Source organism: Actinoplanes siamensis (assembly GCF_016862395.1).
Taxonomy (GTDB): domain Bacteria; phylum Actinomycetota; class Actinomycetes; order Mycobacteriales; family Micromonosporaceae; genus Actinoplanes; species Actinoplanes siamensis.
Window position 1 is genome coordinate 44,115 of the sequence record NZ_BOMW01000026.1, and the last position, 20,735, is coordinate 64,849.

At 71.8% G+C, this 20,735-nt stretch carries 19 protein-coding genes; 13 read left to right on the plus strand and 6 right to left on the minus strand.

The window, feature by feature from the left end; genetic code table 11:
* Positions 1-48 precede the first annotated feature (48 nt).
* The 3 genes from Asi03nite_RS13965 to acs form a co-directional block, all read right to left on the minus strand.
* Entirely contained in the window at positions 49-429 is a 381-nt protein-coding gene (locus Asi03nite_RS13965) for a hypothetical protein (protein WP_203679910.1), read from the minus strand.
* A 117-nt stretch (positions 430-546) separates the two neighbouring features.
* The gene (locus tag Asi03nite_RS13970) at positions 547-2,940 is read right to left on the minus strand and encodes an immune inhibitor A domain-containing protein (protein ID WP_203680116.1); all 2,394 of its coding nucleotides are present in this window, start codon (positions 2,938-2,940) and stop codon (positions 547-549) included.
* A 243-nt stretch (positions 2,941-3,183) separates the two neighbouring features.
* Positions 3,184-5,169 (minus strand): acetate--CoA ligase, encoded by a 1,986-nt coding sequence (gene acs / locus Asi03nite_RS13975; protein WP_203679912.1) that lies wholly within the window; start codon positions 5,167-5,169, stop codon positions 3,184-3,186.
* Positions 5,170-5,340: 171 nt separating this feature from the next.
* Between acs and Asi03nite_RS13980 the strand changes: the two genes are divergently transcribed.
* Together Asi03nite_RS13980 and Asi03nite_RS13985 are read left to right on the plus strand one after the other, a co-directional pair.
* Positions 5,341-6,072 carry a Fic family protein gene (locus Asi03nite_RS13980; protein ID WP_239102672.1) on the plus strand — a complete coding sequence of 244 codons (732 nt, stop codon included), beginning with the start codon at positions 5,341-5,343 and terminating at the stop codon, positions 6,070-6,072.
* Positions 6,073-6,105: 33 nt separating this feature from the next.
* Positions 6,106-6,585 carry a PH domain-containing protein gene (locus tag Asi03nite_RS13985; protein WP_203679916.1) on the plus strand — a complete coding sequence of 160 codons (480 nt, stop codon included), beginning with the start codon at positions 6,106-6,108 and terminating at the stop codon, positions 6,583-6,585.
* Between the two features lie 816 nt (positions 6,586-7,401).
* Here the strand turns inward: Asi03nite_RS13985 and Asi03nite_RS13990 are convergent.
* Positions 7,402-8,205: an HAD family hydrolase gene (locus tag Asi03nite_RS13990; RefSeq protein WP_203679917.1), complete on the minus strand. Its 804-nt coding sequence runs from the start codon at positions 8,203-8,205 to the stop codon at positions 7,402-7,404.
* Positions 8,206-8,520: 315 nt separating this feature from the next.
* On the minus strand, positions 8,521-8,892 hold the full coding sequence (locus Asi03nite_RS13995; protein WP_203679919.1) for an STAS domain-containing protein: 372 nt from the start codon (positions 8,890-8,892) through the stop codon (positions 8,521-8,523).
* 204 nt (positions 8,893-9,096) lie between these two features.
* Between Asi03nite_RS13995 and ssd the strand changes: the two genes are divergently transcribed.
* The 8 genes from ssd to Asi03nite_RS14035 all read left to right on the plus strand — a co-directional run bounded on the left by ssd (position 9,097) and on the right by Asi03nite_RS14035 (position 14,121).
* Positions 9,097-10,167, plus strand: coding sequence for a septum site-determining protein Ssd (gene ssd, locus Asi03nite_RS14000; RefSeq protein WP_203679921.1), 1,071 nt, complete (start codon positions 9,097-9,099; stop codon positions 10,165-10,167).
* A gap of 2 nt (positions 10,168-10,169) precedes the next feature.
* Positions 10,170-11,324 (plus strand): TadA family conjugal transfer-associated ATPase, encoded by a 1,155-nt coding sequence (locus Asi03nite_RS14005; protein ID WP_203680118.1) that lies wholly within the window; start codon positions 10,170-10,172, stop codon positions 11,322-11,324.
* Positions 11,321-12,097, plus strand: a complete 777-nt coding sequence (locus tag Asi03nite_RS14010) for a type II secretion system F family protein (RefSeq protein WP_203679923.1) — start codon at positions 11,321-11,323, stop codon at positions 12,095-12,097. The genes Asi03nite_RS14005 and Asi03nite_RS14010 overlap by 4 nt, the downstream gene beginning before the upstream one ends.
* Before the next feature lie 26 nt (positions 12,098-12,123).
* A complete protein-coding gene (locus Asi03nite_RS14015) occupies positions 12,124-12,306 on the plus strand; it encodes a hypothetical protein (RefSeq protein ID WP_203679924.1) in 183 nt (60 codons plus the stop codon).
* A gap of 2 nt (positions 12,307-12,308) precedes the next feature.
* Positions 12,309-13,028: a type II secretion system F family protein gene (locus Asi03nite_RS14020; protein WP_203679925.1), complete on the plus strand. Its 720-nt coding sequence runs from the start codon at positions 12,309-12,311 to the stop codon at positions 13,026-13,028.
* Positions 13,029-13,155: 127 nt separating this feature from the next.
* Positions 13,156-13,341, plus strand: coding sequence for a DUF4244 domain-containing protein (locus tag Asi03nite_RS14025; protein ID WP_203679926.1), 186 nt, complete (start codon positions 13,156-13,158; stop codon positions 13,339-13,341).
* A gap of 31 nt (positions 13,342-13,372) precedes the next feature.
* Positions 13,373-13,741 (plus strand): TadE family type IV pilus minor pilin, encoded by a 369-nt coding sequence (locus tag Asi03nite_RS14030; protein WP_203679927.1) that lies wholly within the window; start codon positions 13,373-13,375, stop codon positions 13,739-13,741.
* A gap of 11 nt (positions 13,742-13,752) precedes the next feature.
* Positions 13,753-14,121, plus strand: a complete 369-nt coding sequence (locus Asi03nite_RS14035; protein ID WP_203679928.1) for an Rv3654c family TadE-like protein — start codon at positions 13,753-13,755, stop codon at positions 14,119-14,121.
* A 10-nt stretch (positions 14,122-14,131) separates the two neighbouring features.
* On the opposite strand, the gene sftH is transcribed toward Asi03nite_RS14035, so the two are convergent.
* Positions 14,132-16,630, minus strand: coding sequence for a DEAD/DEAH box helicase (gene sftH / locus Asi03nite_RS14040; RefSeq protein ID WP_373872110.1), 2,499 nt, complete (start codon positions 16,628-16,630; stop codon positions 14,132-14,134).
* Positions 16,631-16,941: 311 nt separating this feature from the next.
* On the opposite strand from sftH, the gene Asi03nite_RS14045 reads away from it, so the two are divergent.
* The 3 genes from Asi03nite_RS14045 (at position 16,942) to Asi03nite_RS14055 (ending at position 20,700) form a co-directional block, all read left to right on the plus strand.
* On the plus strand, positions 16,942-17,298 hold the full coding sequence (locus Asi03nite_RS14045; RefSeq protein ID WP_196417014.1) for an STAS domain-containing protein: 357 nt from the start codon (positions 16,942-16,944) through the stop codon (positions 17,296-17,298).
* A complete protein-coding gene (locus Asi03nite_RS14050) occupies positions 17,295-17,735 on the plus strand; it encodes an ATP-binding protein (protein WP_203679930.1) in 441 nt (146 codons plus the stop codon). Before Asi03nite_RS14045 ends, Asi03nite_RS14050 begins: the two co-directional genes overlap by 4 nt.
* A 559-nt stretch (positions 17,736-18,294) precedes the next feature.
* Positions 18,295-20,700, plus strand: a complete 2,406-nt coding sequence (locus Asi03nite_RS14055) for a sodium-translocating pyrophosphatase (RefSeq protein ID WP_203679932.1) — start codon at positions 18,295-18,297, stop codon at positions 20,698-20,700.
* Positions 20,701-20,735: the final 35 nt, after the last annotated feature.

The window sequence follows — 20,735 nt, forward strand, 5'->3', positions numbered from 1 at the left end:
TGCTCCGCTGTCACGCCGGGCGCGTGGCGCTGGTGAACCCGGGCCGGATCATCCGATCGGTTCGGCCGCGGTCATCGCCATCAGCTCGCCCGGACCGCAGTAGATCTTCAGCAGCGTGGTCTCCAGCTTGACCCGGACGCGGGCGCCCTGGGCCAGCGAGATGCCGTCGGTGTTGTACAACGCGTAGCGCTTGCCGTCGTCGGCGACGAGGCCGTAGCAGGGGCCGGTGCCACCGCTGGTGACCATGCCGGCCACCCAGCCGGTCTCCGGGAGGGTGTCGGTCGGCTCCTTGGGCGGCTTGTCGGTCAGCGTGACGGTGGGCAGGGGCTCCGGGGAGCCGGGCGGCGCCGACGCACTGGGGGAGGCGCCGCATCCGGTGACCAGTGCGGCGAGTAGGAGGCCCATGCGGGCCGTGTGCTGGGTGCGCATCAGAACATCCTTCCTGCGCGGAGCCGTCCTCGTTGGGACGAAACGCAGCACGAAACGGTTCCCCCAAATGGGCAGCGCCCGGGGAGTAGGGTCCCCGGGCGCTGCTTGGTGGGTGGATCAGTAGACGGCAACCGTCATCGAGGTGCCGAGCTGGCCGAGCACCGCGATCTTGACGCCCACGGCCGGCAGCTTGACGCCGGCGTTGGGCAGCTCGTCGTAGTAGTACTTGTCCTTGTCGTTGAAGATCGGGTCACCCAGCTGCGGCTTGACGACCGACTTCTCGCCGTTCAGGTGCAGGGTCATGCCGTCGGTCGGGAACAGGCTGAACGGAGCGTCGTAGACCTGGACCCGGGCACGCCACGGAACACCCGTGGGGTTGTTGAACGGCTTCGGGTGCGCGTCGATGTAGAGGTTGCGCCCCGTCCCCGGGTGCTCGTTGGTGTTGTTGTCGACCTGGGAGGTGTCCCAGTACGAGATGAGCAGACCGGTCTGGTAGTTGTAGTGCTCCACCCAGTCCGGCTTGGTGTTCGCCCACCCGAAGTTGTACGGGCCGTACTCCAGGTACTTGTCGTACGAGGTGTAGCTCCGGTAGCCCGCGATGTAGTAGTTCGGGTAGTCGCTGGTGGCGCTGGACCCGACGACGGTGAAGCCGTCCGCGGTCCACGCCGGGGTGCCCTCGGCACCGTCCGTGGAGACGACAGCGCCGCCGGCGGTGACGGTCAGGTCGTCGCCGAAGAAGCCGCCCGCGGAGACACCGCCGTCGGTGACGTAGTGCAGGCGGAACTGGATGCTCTTGCCGGCGTACGCGTTCAGCGGCACCTCGACCGGCACCCACGCGTTGTCCGACGAGCCGGTGATGCCCGGCGCGCCGCTGCCGTCCTTGGCGAACGGCTGGCCGCCGACCGTACCGTCGAGCTTGGTCCAGTTGGCGCCGTTGTCGGTGGAGGCCTCGGCGTACAGGTAGTCGTAGTCCTCCTCGATCGAGTACCGGCCCTGGAGCGAGACGCTCGCGGTGGTCTTGCCGGTCAGGTCGATCGTCTTGGACAGCGACACGTTCAGGTCGTCCGCGTTGCCGGAGAAGTACTGCTTGGTCCCGGCGTACGGAGCGCCCAGGTCGGTGGTGACCTCCTTGTCCGGCAGGTTCACCACCAGCGCCTGCTTCTTGCTGGTGTTGTACTCCTGCGGCCCGAGGTTCACGACCTTCTTCTGGCCGGCCTTGACCGACTCGTAGTTGAGCCAGCCGAGCTGCAACTTGTTCCACGCGCCCAGGTCACCCGGGTGCGTGCCGATGGCCTGGTCGTTCTTGGCGCCGAGGCGGCTCTGCGCCATCAGCGTCCAGAACTCGTTGTTGTTGTCGCCCAGCCCGCTGGTGTCGTAGTCGTCCGGGAGGCCCAGGTCGTGGGTGTACTCGTGGACGAAGACGCTCAGACCGCCGTTCTCCGGCTGGATGGTGTAGTCGCCGACCCACAGGCCGGTGTCACCGATCTGGGTGCCGCCGAGCAGGTTGCCGGCCGGGCCGCTGCTGCCCGCGTCGGTGGAGTAGGCGTACCACCGGTGGCTCCAGACGGCGTCCTCACCCTGGTACGGGTCACCGTCGGCCTGGTCGCCGCCGGCGTGGACGATCTGGAAGTGGTCGAGGTAGCCGTCCGGCTCGTTGAAGTTGCCGTCGCCGTCGTAGTCGTACCTGTCGTACTTGTCGAACTCGGCGAGCTCGGCCTTGACCTGGGCGGGTGTGGCGCCGGCCGCGAGCCGGTCGGCGTACCACTGGGTGACGGCGTCGCGGACCAGCTGCCACACGTTCGTGCAGTTGCTGCTGGCGCAGACCGCCGGGTCGTCACCGTTGGCGTCGGTCGGGTTGTCGTTGGACCGGCCGTACCGGGCCTCGTTGTACTTGACCTTGACCCAGTCGGTGACCTCGCCGTCGACGCTGTACCGGCCGGACGACTGGGTCTCGAAGTAGGTCTTGACCGACTCGGTGTCCTTGCCGGTGCCGAAGTACAGGTTCTGGTAGTACTCCTGCGAGTAGTCCTTCTGCCAGACCGTGGAGTTGTCCACCTTGCGGTCCGGCTCCGGGATCGCGTTGTGCAGCGGACCCTCGAACGTCGACGGGCCGGCGTACTGCGTCGTCGTGTCCTTGTCCGGGAAGGACGGGTGCCGCTCGTTGCCGAACTCCGTGAGGATCACGAAGATCTTGTCGGTCTTCTCCCGGGCCAGCTCGACGTACTGGTTCTTGCCGGGGTGGCCGAAACCACCGTTGCCGTACGTCTTGCCGAGGTTGACGACCTTGCTGCCGTTCCGGGTCTCCACCTTGGACTCGCCGCTGACCACCTGGGAGACGGCCTCCTCGCGCAGCGCGCGACGCTTCTCCTCGAGCGGGTTTGGCAGGTCATCGACCGGAGCGTTGTCTCCGGTCTGTGCCACCGGAGCCGGATCCGCCGCGGGCGCCGCGAGCGCCATCGTCGGAGCCATTGCTCCCACGGTGGTCACCATGGCGGCGCCGAGCAGTCCCACGACCACCTTGCGCACTACGTTTACCTCCGTTTTTGCGGCTGGGCATGGTGTGCCGCGCCCAGCGTCAAACGGCCCCGCGGTTCGGGACTAGAGGTGAACGTATGCAAAGTCCCCGATGTTCGGGGAAGGTCCAGGAGATTGATGACCAACAGTTACGTGTTATGGCCTGGTCATAACATCATAGTAGGCATAATGGACGAAAGGGCTGGCGGCGGTTACGCCATCAGCCCTTATAGATAACTGTCAGTCTTCGGACTTCGCCGACCTCATACCGGAACTGATCAGATCCATGACCGTCGAGTCCTGCAGCGTGGTGACGTCGCCCAGGGACCGGTTCTCGGCAACGTCGCGCAGCAGCCTCCGCATGATCTTGCCGGACCGGGTCTTCGGCAACTCGGTGACGAGCATGATCTGCCGAGGCTTGGCGATCGGGCCGAGCGTCTTGGCCACGTGGTCGCGCAGCTCCCTGATCAGCGCCTCGCCGGCCGCACCGTCGGTCGCCACGTTGCCGCGCGGGATGGTGAACGCGACGATCGCCTGACCGGTCGTCGGGTCGGTCGCGCCGACCACCGCGGCCTCGGCCACCGACGGGTGCGACACCAGAGCCGACTCCACCTCGGTGGTGGAGATGTTGTGACCGGACACCAGCATCACGTCGTCGACCCGGCCGAGCAGCCAGAGCGCGCCGTCCTCGTCCTTCTTCGCGCCGTCGCCGGCGAAGTAGATCCACTGGTCGCCGTTGCCGGCCCCGGCCCCGAAGCGCGACCAGTAGGTGTCGAGGAAGCGCTTGTCGTCACCCCAGATCGTGCGCAACATCGACGGCCACGGCTCGGTCAGCACCAGGAAACCGCCGCCGCCGTTCGGCACCGGGGTGGCGGTGTCGTCCACCACGTCGGCGCTGACGCCGGGCAGCGGGGTCATCGCCGAGCCCGGCTTCGCCGCTGTCACACCCGGCAGCGGGGAGATCATCACGGCGCCGGTCTCGGTCTGCCACCAGGTGTCCACCACCGGGGTACGCTCGTGGCCGATGTGCTGCCGGTACCACATCCAGGCCTCGGGGTTGATCGGCTCGCCGACGCTGCCGAGCACCCGCAGCGACGACAGGTCGTACTTCGCCGGGATGTCGTCGCCCCACTTCATCATGGTGCGGATCAGCGTGGGCGCGGTGTAGAGGATCGACACCTTGTACTTGTCGACGATCTGCCAGAACCGGCCGCGGTCCGGGGTGTCCGGGGTGCCCTCGTACATCACCTGGGTGGCGCCGTTGGAGAGCGGGCCGTAGACGATGTAGGAGTGCCCGGTCACCCAGCCGATGTCCGCGGTGCACCAGTAGACGTCGGTCTCCGGCTTCAGATCGAAAACCGCATTGTGGGTGTACGACGTCTGGGTCAGGTACCCGCCGGTGGTGTGCAGGATCCCCTTCGGCTTGCCGGTGGTGCCGGAGGTGTAGAGGATGAACAGCGGGTGCTCGGCGTCGAACGGCTGCGCCTGGTGCTCGCCGCTGGCCTGCTCCACAGTCTCGTGCCACCATTTGTCCTTCGCCGTCCAGGCGATGTCCTGCCCGGTGCGGCGGACCACCAGCACGTGCTCGATGCTCTCGCAGCGGGCCACGGCCTCGTCCACCGTCGGCTTCAGCGCGGACGGCTTGCCCCGCCGGTAACCGCCGTCGGCGGTGATCACGACCTTGGCGTCGGCGTCCTGGATGCGGGTGGCGAGCGCGTCCACCGAGAAGCCGCCGAAGACCACGCTGTGCGTGGCGCCGATCCGGGCGCAGGCCAGCATCGCGACAGCGGCCTCCGGGATCATCGGCAGGTAGATCGCGACCCGGTCGCCGGCGGTGACACCCAGCTCGGTCAGCGTGTTCGCGGCCTGCGAGACGAGCTTCAACAGCTCGGCGTAGGTCACCGTGCGGGTGTCGCCGGGCTCGCCCTCCCAGTGGATGGCGACCTTGTCCCCGTTGCCGGCCTCGACGTGCCGGTCGACGCAGTTGTACGCCACGTTCAGCTCACCGCCGACGAACCACTTCGCGAACGGCGGGTTGGACCAGTCCAGCACCTGGTCCCACGGTTTCGCCCAGGTCAGCCGCTCGGCCTGGCGCGCCCAGTAAGCGAGCCGGTCGGAGGCGGCGTCCTCGTAGGCCTCAGCCTTGACGTTGGCGGCGGCCGCGAGGTCGGCGGGCGGCGGGAACTGCCGCGTCTCCGAGTACAGATTCTCCAGTGTCTCGCTCATGAGGGCGGCTCCTCTGCCGTGACCGGGGTCTCTATGTGTTGCACACTAGTTTCTGGGGGACGGGTCCGGCGAAAAGTCACATCCGGATGATCGTTCCTGCGCGAATCTTGCCATTTACACTCGCTTTTGTGCACCCCGTGTTTCCGTCGTTTTACCGGTTACCTTGTTCGGGTGGATCCACTAGCTCCCCTGCTCGACCTCGCTGACGTCGCCCCGGCCCTGGCCGCGGCCCGGGACAGCGTCGACGCCGCCATGCGGCACCGCGCCCTGCGCCGGCACGGAGGTCAGGTCGCCGCCGAGGCCAGCCTGCGCGCCGCCGTCGCCAGCGCCGCCCTGGAGGGCAACCGGCACGATCTCGACGACGTCCGCGCCGGCACCATCACCGACCCGGTCGTGCAGGGCGCCCTGCGGGTCGCCGAGGGCATCGGCGGCCTGGTCGACCTCTGGCCCCGCGCGCCCCGCCAGGTACTGGCCAAGCTGCACGTCCTCGCCGCCCGCGGCGTGGTCCCGGCCGACGATCTGGGCCGGCTCACCGGCGGCGCCGAGCGCATCGACGCGCTGGCCGCCCTGGTCGCCGGCAACGAGGAGACGCCGCCGCTGCTGCTGGCCGCGATCGTGCACGCGGAGCTGATCACCCTGCGCCCGTTCGCCGGCCCGGCCGGCGTGGTGGCCCGGGCCGCCGCCCGGCTCACCCTGATCGGCCGCGGATTCGACCCGCGGGGCCTGGTGGCCGTCGAGGCCGGACATCTGGCCCGGGAGCCGGAGTACGTCGGCTCGGCGGGCGCCTACGCGACCGGCACACCGGACGGAGTGCGCTCGTGGCTCCGCCACTATGCCGCAGCTGTCACGGCCGGCGCCGGGGAGATCAGCACGATCGGTGACGCGGTCCTGGCGGCTGTCTGACCTGTGATCAGGTAGACATCGCATAATTTTCGGGTGGCTGACAACTGGGTGCGCCCGTACGAGCCCGGCTCCGGACGCTGGCTGGTCATCGCCTGGGAGGCGTTCGCCCTGGCGCTGCTGAGCTGGGCCACCATCCGGCAGTTCGACCTGATGGGGCACGGTGTCCGGGTGGTCGCGTGCCTGCTCGCCGCGGTCTGGGTGGTCGGCGCGTGGCGGATCTTGCAGCTCGGGGTGTACGTGAGCGCCGAAGGTGTGCTGATCCGGGGTCTGCTGCGCTCGCGGGTGATGCCCTGGCCGGAGATCGCCGGGGTGCACCTGCGGCGGGCCACGCACCGGCTGGGCCCGTGGCGGATCGAGAGCGGGACGACGGTGCTGCTGGAACGGCGGAACGGCCAGACGGTGAACACCGAGTTGTGGGAGCAGGGGGTGGACTTCCACTCCCGGCCCAAGGTGTTCCGCGCCGTCTACCAGGAAATCCGCGCCCGCCACCGGACCGCGTCCGCCCCGGAGTGACGTCCGGTTCTGATCAGAGCCGGCGTCCGCCCGCGAGTGACGCCCGGTTTTGATCAGAGCCGGCGTCCGCCCGTGAGTGACGCCCGGTTGTGATCAGAGTCGGTGTCAGCCTCCCGCTGACGTCCGTCGCTGGTCAGGGCCGGCCGTCGGTCGCCGAAAGCGTCGCCCCAAGATGAGAGCCGGCGTCCCGCACAGGGGCGCCGGCTTTGCGCGTCCGGACCGGGTTATCAAGCGTGCACTTGAGTTGTCGTCGACGGTCCAGCGGCCTGGTGGTATCGATCCCCGTACAGGCGGAAGACCACCTGCGGCGCAGGTCCCGTCGCAACATGCCTGCCGTGGCTGATCGCGCGTGGGTTCCCGGTGGCCGTGCACGGTGCCGATTTTTCAATGGCTCCGTGCCTTCTTTTCTACGCCGCTCGCGGCTTGATCGCCAGGTTTCAGCCCGGCAAATCTGGCGATCCCGCATTACTCAGACCAATGCCATCTGCCCAGGTCACTGCGGACCAGTCCGGTCCCGCAACCCCGGCCGCTCGGCTGAGGTTCAGGGGTGCTCGGCGTGCCGGAGGCGCGCCTGGCTCCGAGCTGGTTCCGATGAGCCGGCAGCCAGCGGTCTCTTGGGGTGCGGGGGAGGGACCCTCCGCGCGGGCTCGGTGTTGTTGGCTGGGGCTTGGGGTGTCTCCGGGTACCGGAGGCGCCCCGCGCGGCCAGGCGGGAGCCGGGGCGTGGCTGGCGAAGGCGCGGGCTGGGGATCGCGAACGAACGCCACGGGACCCGGGCTGCGGAGGGGGTCGCTGTGGGCGTACCGGACAATCGGTCTCAGGCGGCAGAGGCGCGTGACCGGCGGTGGCGGCCGTAGAGAGCGAAGCCGATGGCGACGCCCACGCCGACGCCGAGAGCGGCGGCCGTGATCGGGACGGCCGGGCGGTCGCGGAGGCGTTTGCCGAGCGCGATCGGGTGGCGGAACTCCAGGACCGGCCAACCGCGGTCGATGGCCACCCGGCGCAGCGTCCGGTCCGGGTTGACGACGCTGGGGTGACCGACCGCGTCGAGCATCGGGAGATCGCTGCTGGAGTCGGAGTAGGCGAAGCAGCGGCTCAGGTCGTAACCGCGCGTGTCGGCCAGTTCCTGGATGCCGACCACCTTGGCCGGGCCGGCCGCGTAGAACTCGACCTTGCCGCTGTACCGCCCGTCGACGATGGCCATGCGGGTGGCGATCACGTCGCGGATGCCGAGGAGCGCGCCGATCGGGCGGACCATCTCGTCACCGGAGGCCGAGACCAGCACGACGTCACGGCCAGCGGCCTGGTGCTCGGCGATCAGCGCGGCGGCCTCGGCGTAGACATAGGGATTGATCAGCTCGTTGAGCGTCTCCGCGACGATCTGCTGGACCTGCTCGACCCGCCAGCCCTTGCAGAGGGCGGCCAGATAGTCCCGGGTGCGGGCCATCGCCTGCTCGTCGGTGCCGCCGCCGAGCCGGAACATCAGCTGGGCATAGGCGGACTTCACCACGTCACGTCGGCTGATCAGGCCGTCGCGGTAGAACGGCCGTCCGAAGGCCAGGGCGCTGGACTTGGCGATGACGGTCTTGTCTAGGTCGAAAAACGCGGCGCTGGGGCCCACGGGCCGAAAGTGTAGCCGCAAGCCGCTCGGGCGCGGATACCCGATCACCGTGACTCGCAGTGAAACGGTCAGACGGGCAGGGACCATGCATTGAGTTACATTCGGTACTCGACTGCCGTCTGAGTCTGAGGCAGACTTGTGTTTGCGTCTGGGAATAGTGTTGTTACCGTCGCGTCCCGTAAACCCAGTGCCAAGACCTCAGTGACAAGCCCTCGGTGGCTGCGCCCCCCGCGGTTCACCGAGTTGATTCGGCTCGACCCCCCCGGAGCCGAATCTCAGGACGACCCCCGTCTCCCCCGACGGGGGTCGTTCCCTTCACGCCCCGGTCGCCGCCTCGTTGGTCGGCTCCAGGAGATCGCTCTGGCCGGCGGTGTCGGTGAGGCCGAAGAACTCGCTCAGACCGGTCACCGTGAGAACACGGCGGAACGTCGGGGTGGGATTGATCACCATGAAGCGGGCATTGCTCGCGGTGGCTGCCCGGTAACCCTCGATCAGCGCGCCGAGGCCTGTCGAGTCGATGAAGGACGCGTCTCGCAGATCCACGTGGACGGTCGGCGGTGACCAGTCGGTGATGGCATCCCGGATGCCGTCGGCCACATCGTCGGCGTTGGAGTAGTCGATCTCTCCGAACACCGTGACCGTGACCGTGCCGTCATCCGCCAGCGTGGTCCGGATCGAGTTATCCATGCCAACTCCGTCGGTCCGTGTCGGGACAACATACCCAACGCGCGCCGGTCCATTCGCCAGTGGCCGTACCAAAATCAGCCGTTCGCCGGGGCCTGTCCACAGCCTCCCAACTTATCCACACGTGGCGAGCTCGTCGATTGCCGGGACAGTGGGCGGACCGCGACGTTGGGCGGGCCCAACCGCGCCCACCCATCGGAGACCGCGATGTCCCTGCCGTCCCGCCCGCTCCTGGTCACCGCCGACACCGAACTGCTGGACGACCTGCTGCGTCTCGCCGCCGCGGCGGGCCGTGAGGTCGACGTGGCGCCCGATCCGGCCGCCGCGCGACCCCGCTTCCTGCCCGCCCCGCTCGCGCTGATCGGCGCCGACCAGGCCGCCGCCTGCGTACGCGCCCGGCTGCCGCGCCGGTCCCGGGTGATCGTCGTGGCCCGCGGCGCGCCGGGCGACCAGCTCTGGTCCGTGGCCGAACCGCTCGGCGCCGACCACGTCGCGGTCCTGCCCGAAGCCGAACCCTGGCTGATCGAGCAGCTCACCGGGGAATCACGCTCGCCAGCGGTGTCGCGCACCGTCGCGGTGATCGGCGGCCGCGGCGGCGCGGGGGCGAGCATCCTCGCCGCCGGCCTTGCCGCGATGGCCGTCCAGGCCCGGCACCGAACCCTGCTGATCGACGCCGATCCGCTCGGCGGTGGGCTCGACCTGGTCCTCGGCTGGGAACGGGTGAGCGGCCTGCGCTGGCCCGGACTGGCCGGCGCCGGCGGCCGGGTCGACCCGCCGGCCCTGCTCGGCGCCCTGCCGCACCGCGGCGACCTGGTGCTGCTCTCCTTCGACCGGGACGAACTGGCCGGGGTGCCCGCCGAGGCGATGGCGGCCACGCTGGACGCCGCCCGGCGCGGCCGCGACGTGATCGTCGCCGACCTGCCGCGCCAGCTCGACGACGCCGCGGTGCTGGCCCTGCAGGCCGCCGACCGGACGCTGCTGGTGGTCCCGGCCGAACTGCGCGCCACCGCGTCGGCGGCGCGCACTCTCGCCCAGGTACGGCCGCACTGCGAGCAGGTCGCGGCAGTGGTGCGCGGGCCGGCGCCGGGCGGACTGAAACCCCGGGACATCGCACACACGCTCGGGGTGCCGCTGGCCGGATCGCTGCGGCCGGAGCCGGCGATGTGCCAGGCGCTCGAGCGTGGGACCGCACCGACCGCCGGCGGCAAGGGGCCGCTCGCCGACCTCTGCCGGCGGCTGATCGACGAGTTGATGAGCACACGGGTGGTGACGGCGTGAGCATGGTCGACCGGGTACGGCGGCAGTTCGCGTACGAGGGGGTGGAGGCGACCTCGGCGGCGGTGGTGAACGTGGTCCGCCGGCAGGGCGGGGTGCTCGGCGACCGGGCCGTGCTGCGGCTCGCCGACCAGGTGCGCGACGAGTTGATCGGAGCGGGGCCGCTGGCGCCGCTGCTCGCCGACGAGAAGGTCACCGACGTGCTGGTGAACGGGACGCAGGTCTGGGTCGACCGTGGGGCTGGGCTGCAGCGGGCGGCGGTCCGGCTGGGAGAGGCCGGGGACGTACGGCGGTTGGCGCAGCGGCTCGTCGCGGCCTGTGGGCGGCGGCTGGACGACGGGCAGCCGTATGCGGACGCGCGCCTGCCCGACGGGACCCGGGTGCACGCGGTGCTGCCGCCGGTGGCGACCCAGGGGCCGTACCTGTCGTTGCGGACCTTCCGGCAGCGGCCGTTCAGCCTCGGCGACCTGGTCACCCACGGGACGGTGCCGGCCGTGGTGGCGCCGCTGCTGGAGGCGGTGGTGGCGGCGCGGTTGGCGTACCTGGTCACCGGCGGCACCGGCAGCGGCAAGACCACCCTGCTGGCGACGCTGCTCGGGCTGGTGCCGCCGACCGAGCGGATCGTGCTGGTCGAGGACGCGGCCGAGCTGCGCCCGGTGCATCCGCACGTGGTCGCCCTGCAGGCACGAACGGCCAATGTGGAGGGAGCCGGCGCGGTGGGGCTGACCGACCTGGTCCGGCAGGCGCTGCGGATGCGGCCGGACCGCCTGGTGGTCGGGGAGTGCCGGGGAGCGGAGATCGTCGATCTGCTCGGGGCGCTGAACACCGGGCACGACGGCGGGGCGGGGACGTTGCACGCCAACGCGCCCGGGGACGTGCCGGCCCGGCTGGAGGCGCTCGGACTGCTCGGCGGCCTGCCGCGGGCGGCGCTGCACGCTCAGGTGCTGGCGGCCTTGCAGGTGGTGCTCCAGGTCCGGCGGACCACGAGCGGGCGGGTGCTGGAGTCGATCAGCGTGCTGGCGCCGTCCGGCGAGTCGCGCCTGACGACCGTGGCGCCGGCCTGGGAGAGGCGGTCCGGCGCCGGCGCGGGGTCGCGGGTGCTCGGGCGGATGCTGCTGGACCGCGGGGTCCGGGTGCCGCCGGTGCTGGGGGCGTCGTGACCGGGGTGCTGGTGGCCTGCCTGCTCGGCTGCGTGGTGGCGCTCGCCTGGCCGGGCGCCGGCGTGCTGGCTCGGCTGTCCGGGCGGGGGCCGGCCGTGCGGCTTCGCGGGTTGCCGCGGGTGCGGGTGCCTCTCGACCGGCGGGCGGTCTTCGCGGCCGCCGCGGTGGCCACCTGTGCCGGGCTGCTGCTGGGCGGGCCGGTGGCGGCGCTGGTCGGGGCGGTCTATGCCGGGCTGGGCACGGCGGAGTGGGTACGCCGGGCCGGGCGCAAACGGGTGGCCGCCGGACGCTCGGCGGCGCTCGACGGCCTGACCGCCCTGGTCGCTGATCTGCGGGCGGGATTGCCGCCGGCCATGGCGTCGTCTTCCGTGGCTGGTCTGCTCAGCCTGTCCGCAACCGGTCCGGCCGGGGCCCCGGTGGCGGGGTGGCTGGCCGGGGACGGGCGGATCGCCCGGCTGACCGGGGCGGTGTGGCGGTTGGCCGAGCGGACCGGGGCGCCGGCGGCGGATCTGCTGGACCGGATCGAGTCGGATGTCCGGGCCGCGGATCGGGCGGCGGCTTCGGCCGCTGCCCAGGCGGCGGGCGCGCAGGCGACGGCGTTGCTGCTCACGGCTCTGCCGGTGGGCGGGATCGGTCTGGGGTACGCGATCGGGGCCGATCCGTTGCGGGTGCTCCTGCACACGCCGCTGGGAGCGGGCTGTGCGTCCGTGGCGTTGCTGCTGCAGTCCGGTGGGCTGCGGTGGGCGCGGCGTCTCGTGGACGGGCCGGGCTGATGGCGGAGTCGTGCGGAGCGGCTGCGGTGCTGCGACCGGGCGGGCCGGTGCGGGCGCCGCTGCGGGAGTGCTGTGTGGCGGCGCTGATCGGGGCGCCCGCGCCGGCGGCGGCCTGCCGGGCCACGGTGGTGCGGGCGGCTCCGGCGCGGTCCGCGCGGTCGTGCGACGGGCCGCCGGCTGTCGTCGTGCCGCGTGCGGAGGCGGCGTAGGCATGGCCGTGACCTTCGCTTTCGTGGTGGCGGCCGGGCTCGTGCTCGCGGCGCCGGTGCTGCACCGGCGGGCCGGGCGGCGGCTGGGACGGCTCGGCGCGCCGGCCGGAGCCCCAGCCGTGCGGCCTGACCTGCGGAACCGGATTCTGCTCGCGGGGCTGGTCGCGGTCGGGGTGGCCGGGTTGATCGGGGGCTGGTGGGGCGTGCCGGTCGGCTTCGTGGCCGGCGTGGGCGCCGAGCGGTTGCTGCGCCGCCGGGAGCCCGCTGACGTCCGGCGGGAGCGTCAGGAGGCGCTGGCTGACCTGCCGCTCGGTGCGGATCTGCTGGCCGCGGCGTTGCGGGCGGGTGCGCCGGTGGACCGCGCGGCGGCCGCGGTGGCGGACGCGCTCGGCGGGCCGCTCGGAGCGCGGCTGCAGCGGACCGCGCGGTCGCTGCGGCTCGGGGCGGGGCCGGCCGAGGCGTGGGCGCACCTCGGTGACGTCACGGGCGCCGAGCGGCTGGCCGCGGCGGCGGTGCGGTCCAGCGCCAGCGGCGGGGCGCTCGCCGGTGCGCTGGAACGGCTCGCCGGCGACCTGCGGGCGGACCGTTCGGTCGCCGTCGAGGCGGCGGCGCAGCGGGCCGGGGTGCTGATCGTGCTGCCGCTCGGGCTCTGTTTCCTGCCGGCCTTTCTGCTGGCCGGCCTGGTGCCGGTGCTGGTCGCCATGCTCGGCGAGGTGCTGTGAGCCATGACGTGGCGCGGAACTGACGGGCCAGGTCGTGGTGTGGGTGGGTGTGCCGCCGGATCGGTGGGCGCCCGGGTAAGGCGAGGGCGCGGCGCCGGGCCGCGCCGAGCGAATCGAGGAGGAGCACATGTATCAACTCGTCGCAGAGTTTCGGCGGCTGCGGATCGAGGCGGCGGACGCCGGGATGAGCACCGCGGAGTACGCGGTGGGGCTCTTCGCCGCGGTCGGCTTCGCGGGTCTGCTGTACAAGGTGCTGACCAGTTCGGCGGTCCAGACCGCACTGTCCGGGTTGATCACCAAGAGTCTGAAATGACCGGGGGTCTTGACGTGACAGCGGTGCTGACGTGAGACGGCGCCGGCGGCCCGGTGGCGACCGGGGTGCGTTCACCGCCGAGCTCGCGGCCGGGCTGCCGGCGCTGATGGTGCTGCTCTTCGCCGGGATCGCGGCGGTCTCGGCGGTGTTGGCCAAGGCGCAGTGCCTGGACGCGGCCCGGGAGGCGGCGCTGGCCGAGGCCCGCGGCGAGAGATCGTCGGTGGCCGTGCGGATGGCCCCGGACGGCGCCGACATCCGCATCGGCGGTGACCGGGAGAGCGTGACCGCGACGGTGTCCGTGCGGGTCAGCGTTCTCGGCGCGGCTCTGCCCGGGATCACCGTCACGGCCAGCGCGGTGGCGGCCCGTGAACCGGGCGCGCCGGGGCCGGTCACCGACTGACGGAGGTGGGGATGCGTCGAGACGAGCGGGACCGGGGCGCGGCGTCGATCTTCGTGCTGGCGGTCGGGCTCTTCCTGGTGGCGGCCGGGATGGCCGGGGCGATGGTGGTCGCGGCCCGGGTGACTCGGCACAGCGCGCGCACCGCCGCCGATCTGGCGGCGCTGGCCGGGGCGGGCCGGGCCGTCGAGGGTCCCGGCGTGGCGTGTGCGGTGGCCGCGCGGTACGCCGCCGCGAATCGGGCGCGGCTGACGTCGTGCGAGGTCAGTGGTCTGGAGGTGGTGGTCCGGACGGAGGTGCCGGTGCGCTCGGTGCCGATGGTGACCACCGCCGCCGCCCGCGCGGGGCCGGCGACCTACCCCGTTGCGCCGGGCACCGGGTAGGAGAAACCGGCTACTCGGAAGGGAGGGCGGCCGGCAGGTCCGGAGGGAGGGCGGCCGGCAGGTCCCGAGGGAGAGCGGCCAGGACGGTGTCGAGGACCTTGACGGCGCCGGGTTTGTCGAGGGGGTGGTTGCCGTTGCCGCACTTCGGCGACTGGACGCAGGAGGGGCAACCGGCTTCGCACGCGCACGAGGCGATGGCCTCCCGGGTGGCCTGCAGCCAGGCGGTGGCCGTGGCGTAGGCACGCTCGGCGAAGCCGGCGCCGCCCGGATGGCCGTCGTAGACGAAGACCGTGGGCGCCTCGGTGTCCGGGTGGTTCGCCGTGGAGAGGCCGCCGATGTCCCAGCGGTCACACGTGGCCATCAGCGGGAGCAGGCCGATCCCGGCGTGCTCGGCGGCGTGCAGCGCGCCCGGGAAGTCGGCCGGTTCGACACCGGCGGCGGCCAGGGCACGTGGGGACACGGTGAACCAGACGGCGACCGTGCGCAGCTGGCGTGCGGGGAGGTCCAGCGGGCGGGTGTCGATCACCTCGCCGCTGCCCAGCCTGCGCCGCTGATACGACACGACCTGGCTGGTCACGTCCACCTCGCCGAGAAACAGGCCGACCGGGCCGGCGTCCACGTACGACCGGACGGCGACCACTGCCACGTCGGTGACGTCACGGGCGTGCGTGGTCCAGTCCGGCTCCTCCGGGTGGACCAGGGCGATGGCGTCCTCCAGATCCAGGTCGTCGACCACGTACGTGACGCCCTGGTGCAGGTAGACCGCGCCGGCGTGCAGCATGACGTGCGACGAGCCCTGATCCACCGTGCCCAGCAGCCGGCCGGTGGCCGCCTCCACCACCTGGACCGGGGCGCCCCCAGTGCCGCGCAGGTCGACGTCGGGGCGGCCGCGTTCGGTCCAGTACCAGCCGGACGGGCGTTCGCGCAGCATCCCCTCGGCCACCAGCGCCTGGACCGTCGCGCGGGCGGCCTCGCCGCCGAAGAGCTCGAGGTCCGCCTCGGTCAGCGCGGCCTCCGAGGCGGCACAGCACAGTTGCGGCCCGAGGACGTACGGGTTGGCGGGGTCCAGCACGGTCGCCTCCACCGGGCGGCCGAACAGCGCCTCCGGATGGTGCACCAGGTACGTGTCCAGCGGGTCGTCCCGGGCGATCAGCACCGCGAGCGCCTCGCCGCCCGCTCGCCCGGCACGACCGGCCTGCTGCCACAGCGACGCCCGGGTGCCCGGCCAGCCGCAGATCAGCACCGCGTCCAGTCCGGCCAGGTCGACGCCCAGCTCCAGGGCGTTCGTCGAGGCCAGTCCCAGCAGTTCGCCGGAGATCAGGGCCCGCTCGATGGCGCGGCGGTCCTCGCGCAGGTAACCGCCCCGGTACGCGGCGACGCGGGAGCCGAGGCCGGGGACCGCCTCCTCGAGGGAGCGCCGGGCGATCGAGGCGACCACCTCGGCGCCGCGGCGGGAGCGGACGAAGGCGAGCGTGCGGGTGCCGGAGACCACCGCGTCGGTGAGGAGATCCGCGGTCTCCCTGAGCGCGGACCGCCGGACCGGTGGCGAGTTCTCCAGGTCGGAATCGAGGCCGTGGGAGGGGTCGCGCCCGGATGGGCGATCGAGGCTGCGGGAGGGGTCGTGGGCGGGGCCGGACGAGTGGACCTGCGGAGTGGCGGAGCGCGAGGCCGGGATGAAGGTGGGTGGCTCGACAGGCTCCGCCGGGAGCAACGGCGGCTCCCAGAGGGCGAACGTGACCGCCCCACGCGGCGAGGCGTCCTCGGTCACCGCGGTCACCGGCGCGCCGATCAGCCGGGACGCGCTGCCGGCCGGGTCCCCCGAGGTGGCGGAGGCCAGGATGAACGTCGGGGAACTGCGGTACCGGGTAGCGGTCCGGCGCAGGCGGCGCAGGACGTGGGCGACGTGGGAGCCGAAGACCCCGCGGTACGCATGGCACTCGTCGACCACGACGAACGACAGGCGCCGGAAGAACGTGGCCCAGCGGGAGTGGGCCGGCAACAGCGCGTGGTGCAGCATGTCCGGATTGGTCAGGACGAAGCGGGCGTGCTGGCGGACCCATTCGCGCTCCTCGCGCGCGGTGTCGCCGTCGAGCGTCGCCGGACGCACTCCGTCCAGGCCCAGCCGGCTCAGCGCGCGTAGTTGATCGGCGGCGAGGGCCTTGGTCGGAGCGAGGTAGAGGACCGTGGCCCTCGGGTCGGCGGCCAGCTTCGTGAGCGCCGGCAACTGGTAGGCCAGGGACTTGCCGGAGGCGGTGCCGGTGGCCAGCACCACGTGCGAACCCTGCCAGGCCAGGGTGGCCGCGGCCGCCTGGTGCTCCCACGGGGCGCCGATCCCCTGCCGGGCGAAGGACTCCCGGACGTCCGGGCCGGTCCACGCCGGCCACTCCGCGACCCGGCCGGTCCGGGCGGTGACCCGCTCGACGTGGGTGATCGGGGACTGCTCGGCGGAGCTGCTCCGGGCGCGCAGGCGATGCAGCAGCTCGGCGGGACCCGGGGCGATGGCAGTCACGCCAAGCACTGTGACACCACCGGCCCGCCGCGCCCAAACGCGGCCACGCCGGGCGGTGACACCACCGGCCCGCCGCCCCCAGACGCGGCCACGCCGGGCGGTGACACCACGGGCCCGCCGGTTCCGGACGCGGCCGCGCGGGCGCCGGGACACCACCGGCGACGGCGTCCCGGACGACCACGGGGTGATGCGTTGCGGAAATCCGGACGGCGGGATGATGGAGGGCCCAAACGGGTAGGACGGTGGGTGCCACGCGTCGCCCACCACCGGTCGGTGGTTAGATTCGCGGGGGAGATCAGGGAGGAGGACCGATGGAGCTGTCGCTGGCGACCCGCACCGTCGCCGAGCACACGGTGCTCGAAGTCGGTGGCGAGGTCGACGTTTACACCGCTCCCCGACTGCGTGAGCGCCTGATCGAGCTGGTCGACGCCGGCGCCCGGGACGTGGTGGTCGACCTGGAGCGGGTCGAGTTCCTCGACTCCACCGGTCTCGGCGTGCTGGTCGGCGCTCTGAAACGACTGCGGACCGCGCAGGGCACCTTCGGACTGGTCTGCGCCAAGGAGCCGCTGCTCAAGATCTTCCGGATCACCGCGCTGGACCAGGTTTTCCCGATCTTCCCGACTGTCGAGGCCGCCACCGAACGCGACGGCAGCGGTCCCGCTTCGTGATGGCTACGGTTCGGCTGTCCTTCTCGCCGGCGCCGGTGCATGTGCGCACCGCCCGGCTGGTCGGCGTGGCGGTCGCCCGGCGGGCCGGGGTGGACGAGGCGCTGCTGGACGAGGTGCGTCTGGCCATCGGCGAGGCCTGCACCCGGGCCGTCGCCCTGCATCGGCAGTACGGGCTCACCGAGTTGGTCACCGTGGAGATGTCGGACTCCGGGTCGTACACGGTCCGGGTCATCGACCACGCCCCGATCGAGGCGAGCATCGGCCTGACCAAGCTCCCGCCGGACGAGCTCGCCGCCGAGTCTCTGACCGAGGACGATCTCACCACCGGCGTCGGGTTCGCGCTGCTCGCCGGCTTCGTGGACGATCTGCAGGTGCGCCCGGTCGAGGACGGTCCGGGCACCGAGGTCCGCATGGTCTGGCCGGTGGCCCGCCGCTGAGCTCGGCCCGCAGGCGCCCACGCCCGGTGTGGCCGCAACAGTCACGCACGACGAGCCGTAACGCGCCCGCGCGACCCGCCGCGGCCACCCACAGCCTGAAGAACGCGGCGTAGGTTCCGCACAGCCGGCGACCTCAGCGGAAGCGAAGACCCGCACCCGTCGCCGCGTACGCCTTGAAGATTCTGACTCCAAAGAGTTGATCTTGCCGGCCCGGCCCGGTGTGTACGCCGGGCGATCCTTACCTGCCCTCTATCCTGAATCACGACATTTCGTTTTTTCCGGATAGCCGACTCAGGGAAAGCTCCGGCCAGGAAAAAGATCAACCGACGTGAATACCCATCCTTCCCAGCTTTAACACAGCGGTGAACATCACCGCGACACGGTAGGGGCGCGATGTGACGGCCGCCACGTGGGGCCTATACAGTACGCGAGTTGTCAGCTACTCGCTGGACCCGCGGCCGCGGGTCTGGTCGTTCGTTCCCCGGCTCCCCCGGGGAACGCGCCCGGGTGGTCTCGTCCGCTGTCCGGGTGCGGTCGGTGTGTAGGTAGGAGGACATTGATGTCCGGGACCTCGATAGACCTCGCCGCCGAGGGTGGCGGAGTGTCCCTGAGCGGATCCAACGTCGTATTCGTCATCGTCGCGCTGGTGTTCGCCCTGATCGCGCTGGGCTTCGCCGCGATGTTCGTCCAGTCGGTGCTGCGCACCGGCCGGGGCACCAAGAACATGCAGGAGATCGCCGGCGCCGTGCAGGAAGGCGCGTCGGCGTACCTCTTCCGGCAGTTCAAGACGCTCGCCGTGTTCGTGGTGATCGCGGTCGTGCTGCTGTTCCTGTTGCCGGTGCACGACACCGACAACGAGACCTGGGTGAAGATCGGGAGGTCGCTCTTCTTCATCGTCGGAGCGGTCTTCAGTTCGTTCATCGGCGGCGCCGGGATGGCCCTGGCGACGCGCGCCAACCTGCGGGTGGCCGCGGCGGCGGGTGCGCCCGGCGGCCGGGAGACCGCGATGGGTATCGCGTTCCGCACCGGTGGCGTGGTCGGCTTCCTCACCGTGGGGCTGGGCCTGTTCGGCGGTGCGCTGGTGGTGCTCATCTTCAAGAACGACGCACCGACCGTGCTGGAGGGATTCGGCTTCGGCGCCGCGCTGCTCGCGATGTTCATGCGGGTGGGCGGCGGCATCTTCACCAAGGCCGCGGACGTCGGCGCCGACCTGGTCGGCAAGGTGGAGCAGCACATCCCCGAGGACGACCCGCGCAACGCCGCGACGATCGCGGACAACGTGGGCGACAACGTCGGCGACTGCGCCGGCATGGCCGCCGACCTGTTCGAGTCGTACGCGGTGACCCTGGTCGCCGCGCTGATCCTGGGCCAGGCCGCGTTCGGCGAGAAGGGCCTGATCTTCCCGCTCATCGTCTCGACGGTCGGCGTGGTGATCGCGATCCTGGGTGTGTTCATCACCCGGCTGCGGCCGTCCGACCGCAACGGCCTGACCGCGATCAACCGGGCGTTCTACATCTCCGCGCTGGTCTCGGCCGTCGCGGTGGCCGTGGTCACGTTCCTGTACCTGCCCGCCACCTTCGCGGGGTTCGAGGACGCGGGGATCGCGAAGGACATCGTGGACAGCGGGCGGAACCCGCAACTCGTGGCGATCGGCGCGGTCGTGATCGGCATCGTGCTGGCCGCCGCCATCCAGGCACTGACCGGCTACTTCACCGAGACCAACAGGCGTCCGGTGCGGGACATCGGCAAGTCGTCGGCGACCGGCGCGGCCACCGTCGTGCTGGCCGGCATCAGCGTCGGCCTGGAGTCCGCCGTCTACTCGGCGCTGCTGATCGGCGCGGGCGTCTACGGCGCGTTCCTGCTCGGTGGCACGTCGCTCACCCTGTCGCTGTTCGCGGTGGCGCTGGCCGGCACCGGTCTGCTCACCACTGTCGGTGTCATCGTGGCGATGGACACGTTCGGCCCGATCTCGGACAACGCGCAGGGCATCGCGGAGATGTCCGGCGACATCGACGAGAAGGGCGCGCAGATCCTCACCGAGCTGGACGCGGTGGGCAACACCACCAAGGCGATCACCAAGGGCATCGCGATCGCCACCGCGGTGCTCGCCGCGACGGCGCTGTTCGGGTCGTACACCAACAGCCTGGCCAGCTCGCTCGGCGACGCCGGGATCACCGACGTGCAGGGTGAGATCTACCAGCTGCTGAACATCGCGAACCCGCGCAGCCTGGTCGGCCTGCTGATCGGCGCGGCGGTGGTGTTCCTCTTCTCCGGCCTGGCGATCAACGCGGTGTCCCGTTCGGCGGGCGCCGTGGTGATGGAGGTCCGGCGGCAGTTCCGCGAGTTCCCCGGGATCATGGACGGCACCCAGCGGCCGGAGTACGGGCGCGTGGTCGACATCTGCACCCGGGACGCGCAGCGCGAGCTGCTCACCCCCGGTCTGCTGGCGATCACCGCCCCGATCGCGGTGGGCTTCGGGCTGGGCGCCGGCGCGCTGGCGGCGTACCTGGCCGGCGCGATCGGCGCGGGCACGCTGATGGCGGTCTTCCTGGCCAACTCCGGTGGCGCCTGGGACAACGCCAAGAAGCTGGTCGAGGACGGCGCGCACGGCGGCAAGGGTTCGGAGGCGCACGCCGCCACGGTGATCGGCGACACCGTGGGCGACCCGTTCAAGGACACCGCCGGCCCGGCGATCAACCCGCTGATCAAGGTGATGAACCTGGTCTCGCTGCTGATCGCCCCGGCCGTGGTGACCTGGAGCGTCGGCAACGACGCGAACACGCCGCTGCGGGTGACCGTGGCGATCGTGGCGGTGGCGATCGTGACCTCCGCGGTGGTCTGGAGCAAGCGCAAGCCGATCTCGATGGGCGACGACTCGGCGCAGGCGGCCGCGGCCGGCGCCGCGGACACCGCCCGGGCCGCGCACGACGAGCGGCAGGCGCGGATCAAGGACAACGTGGGCTGAGTCCCGCTGGTGTCCACGACGGGCACCCGGCGCTT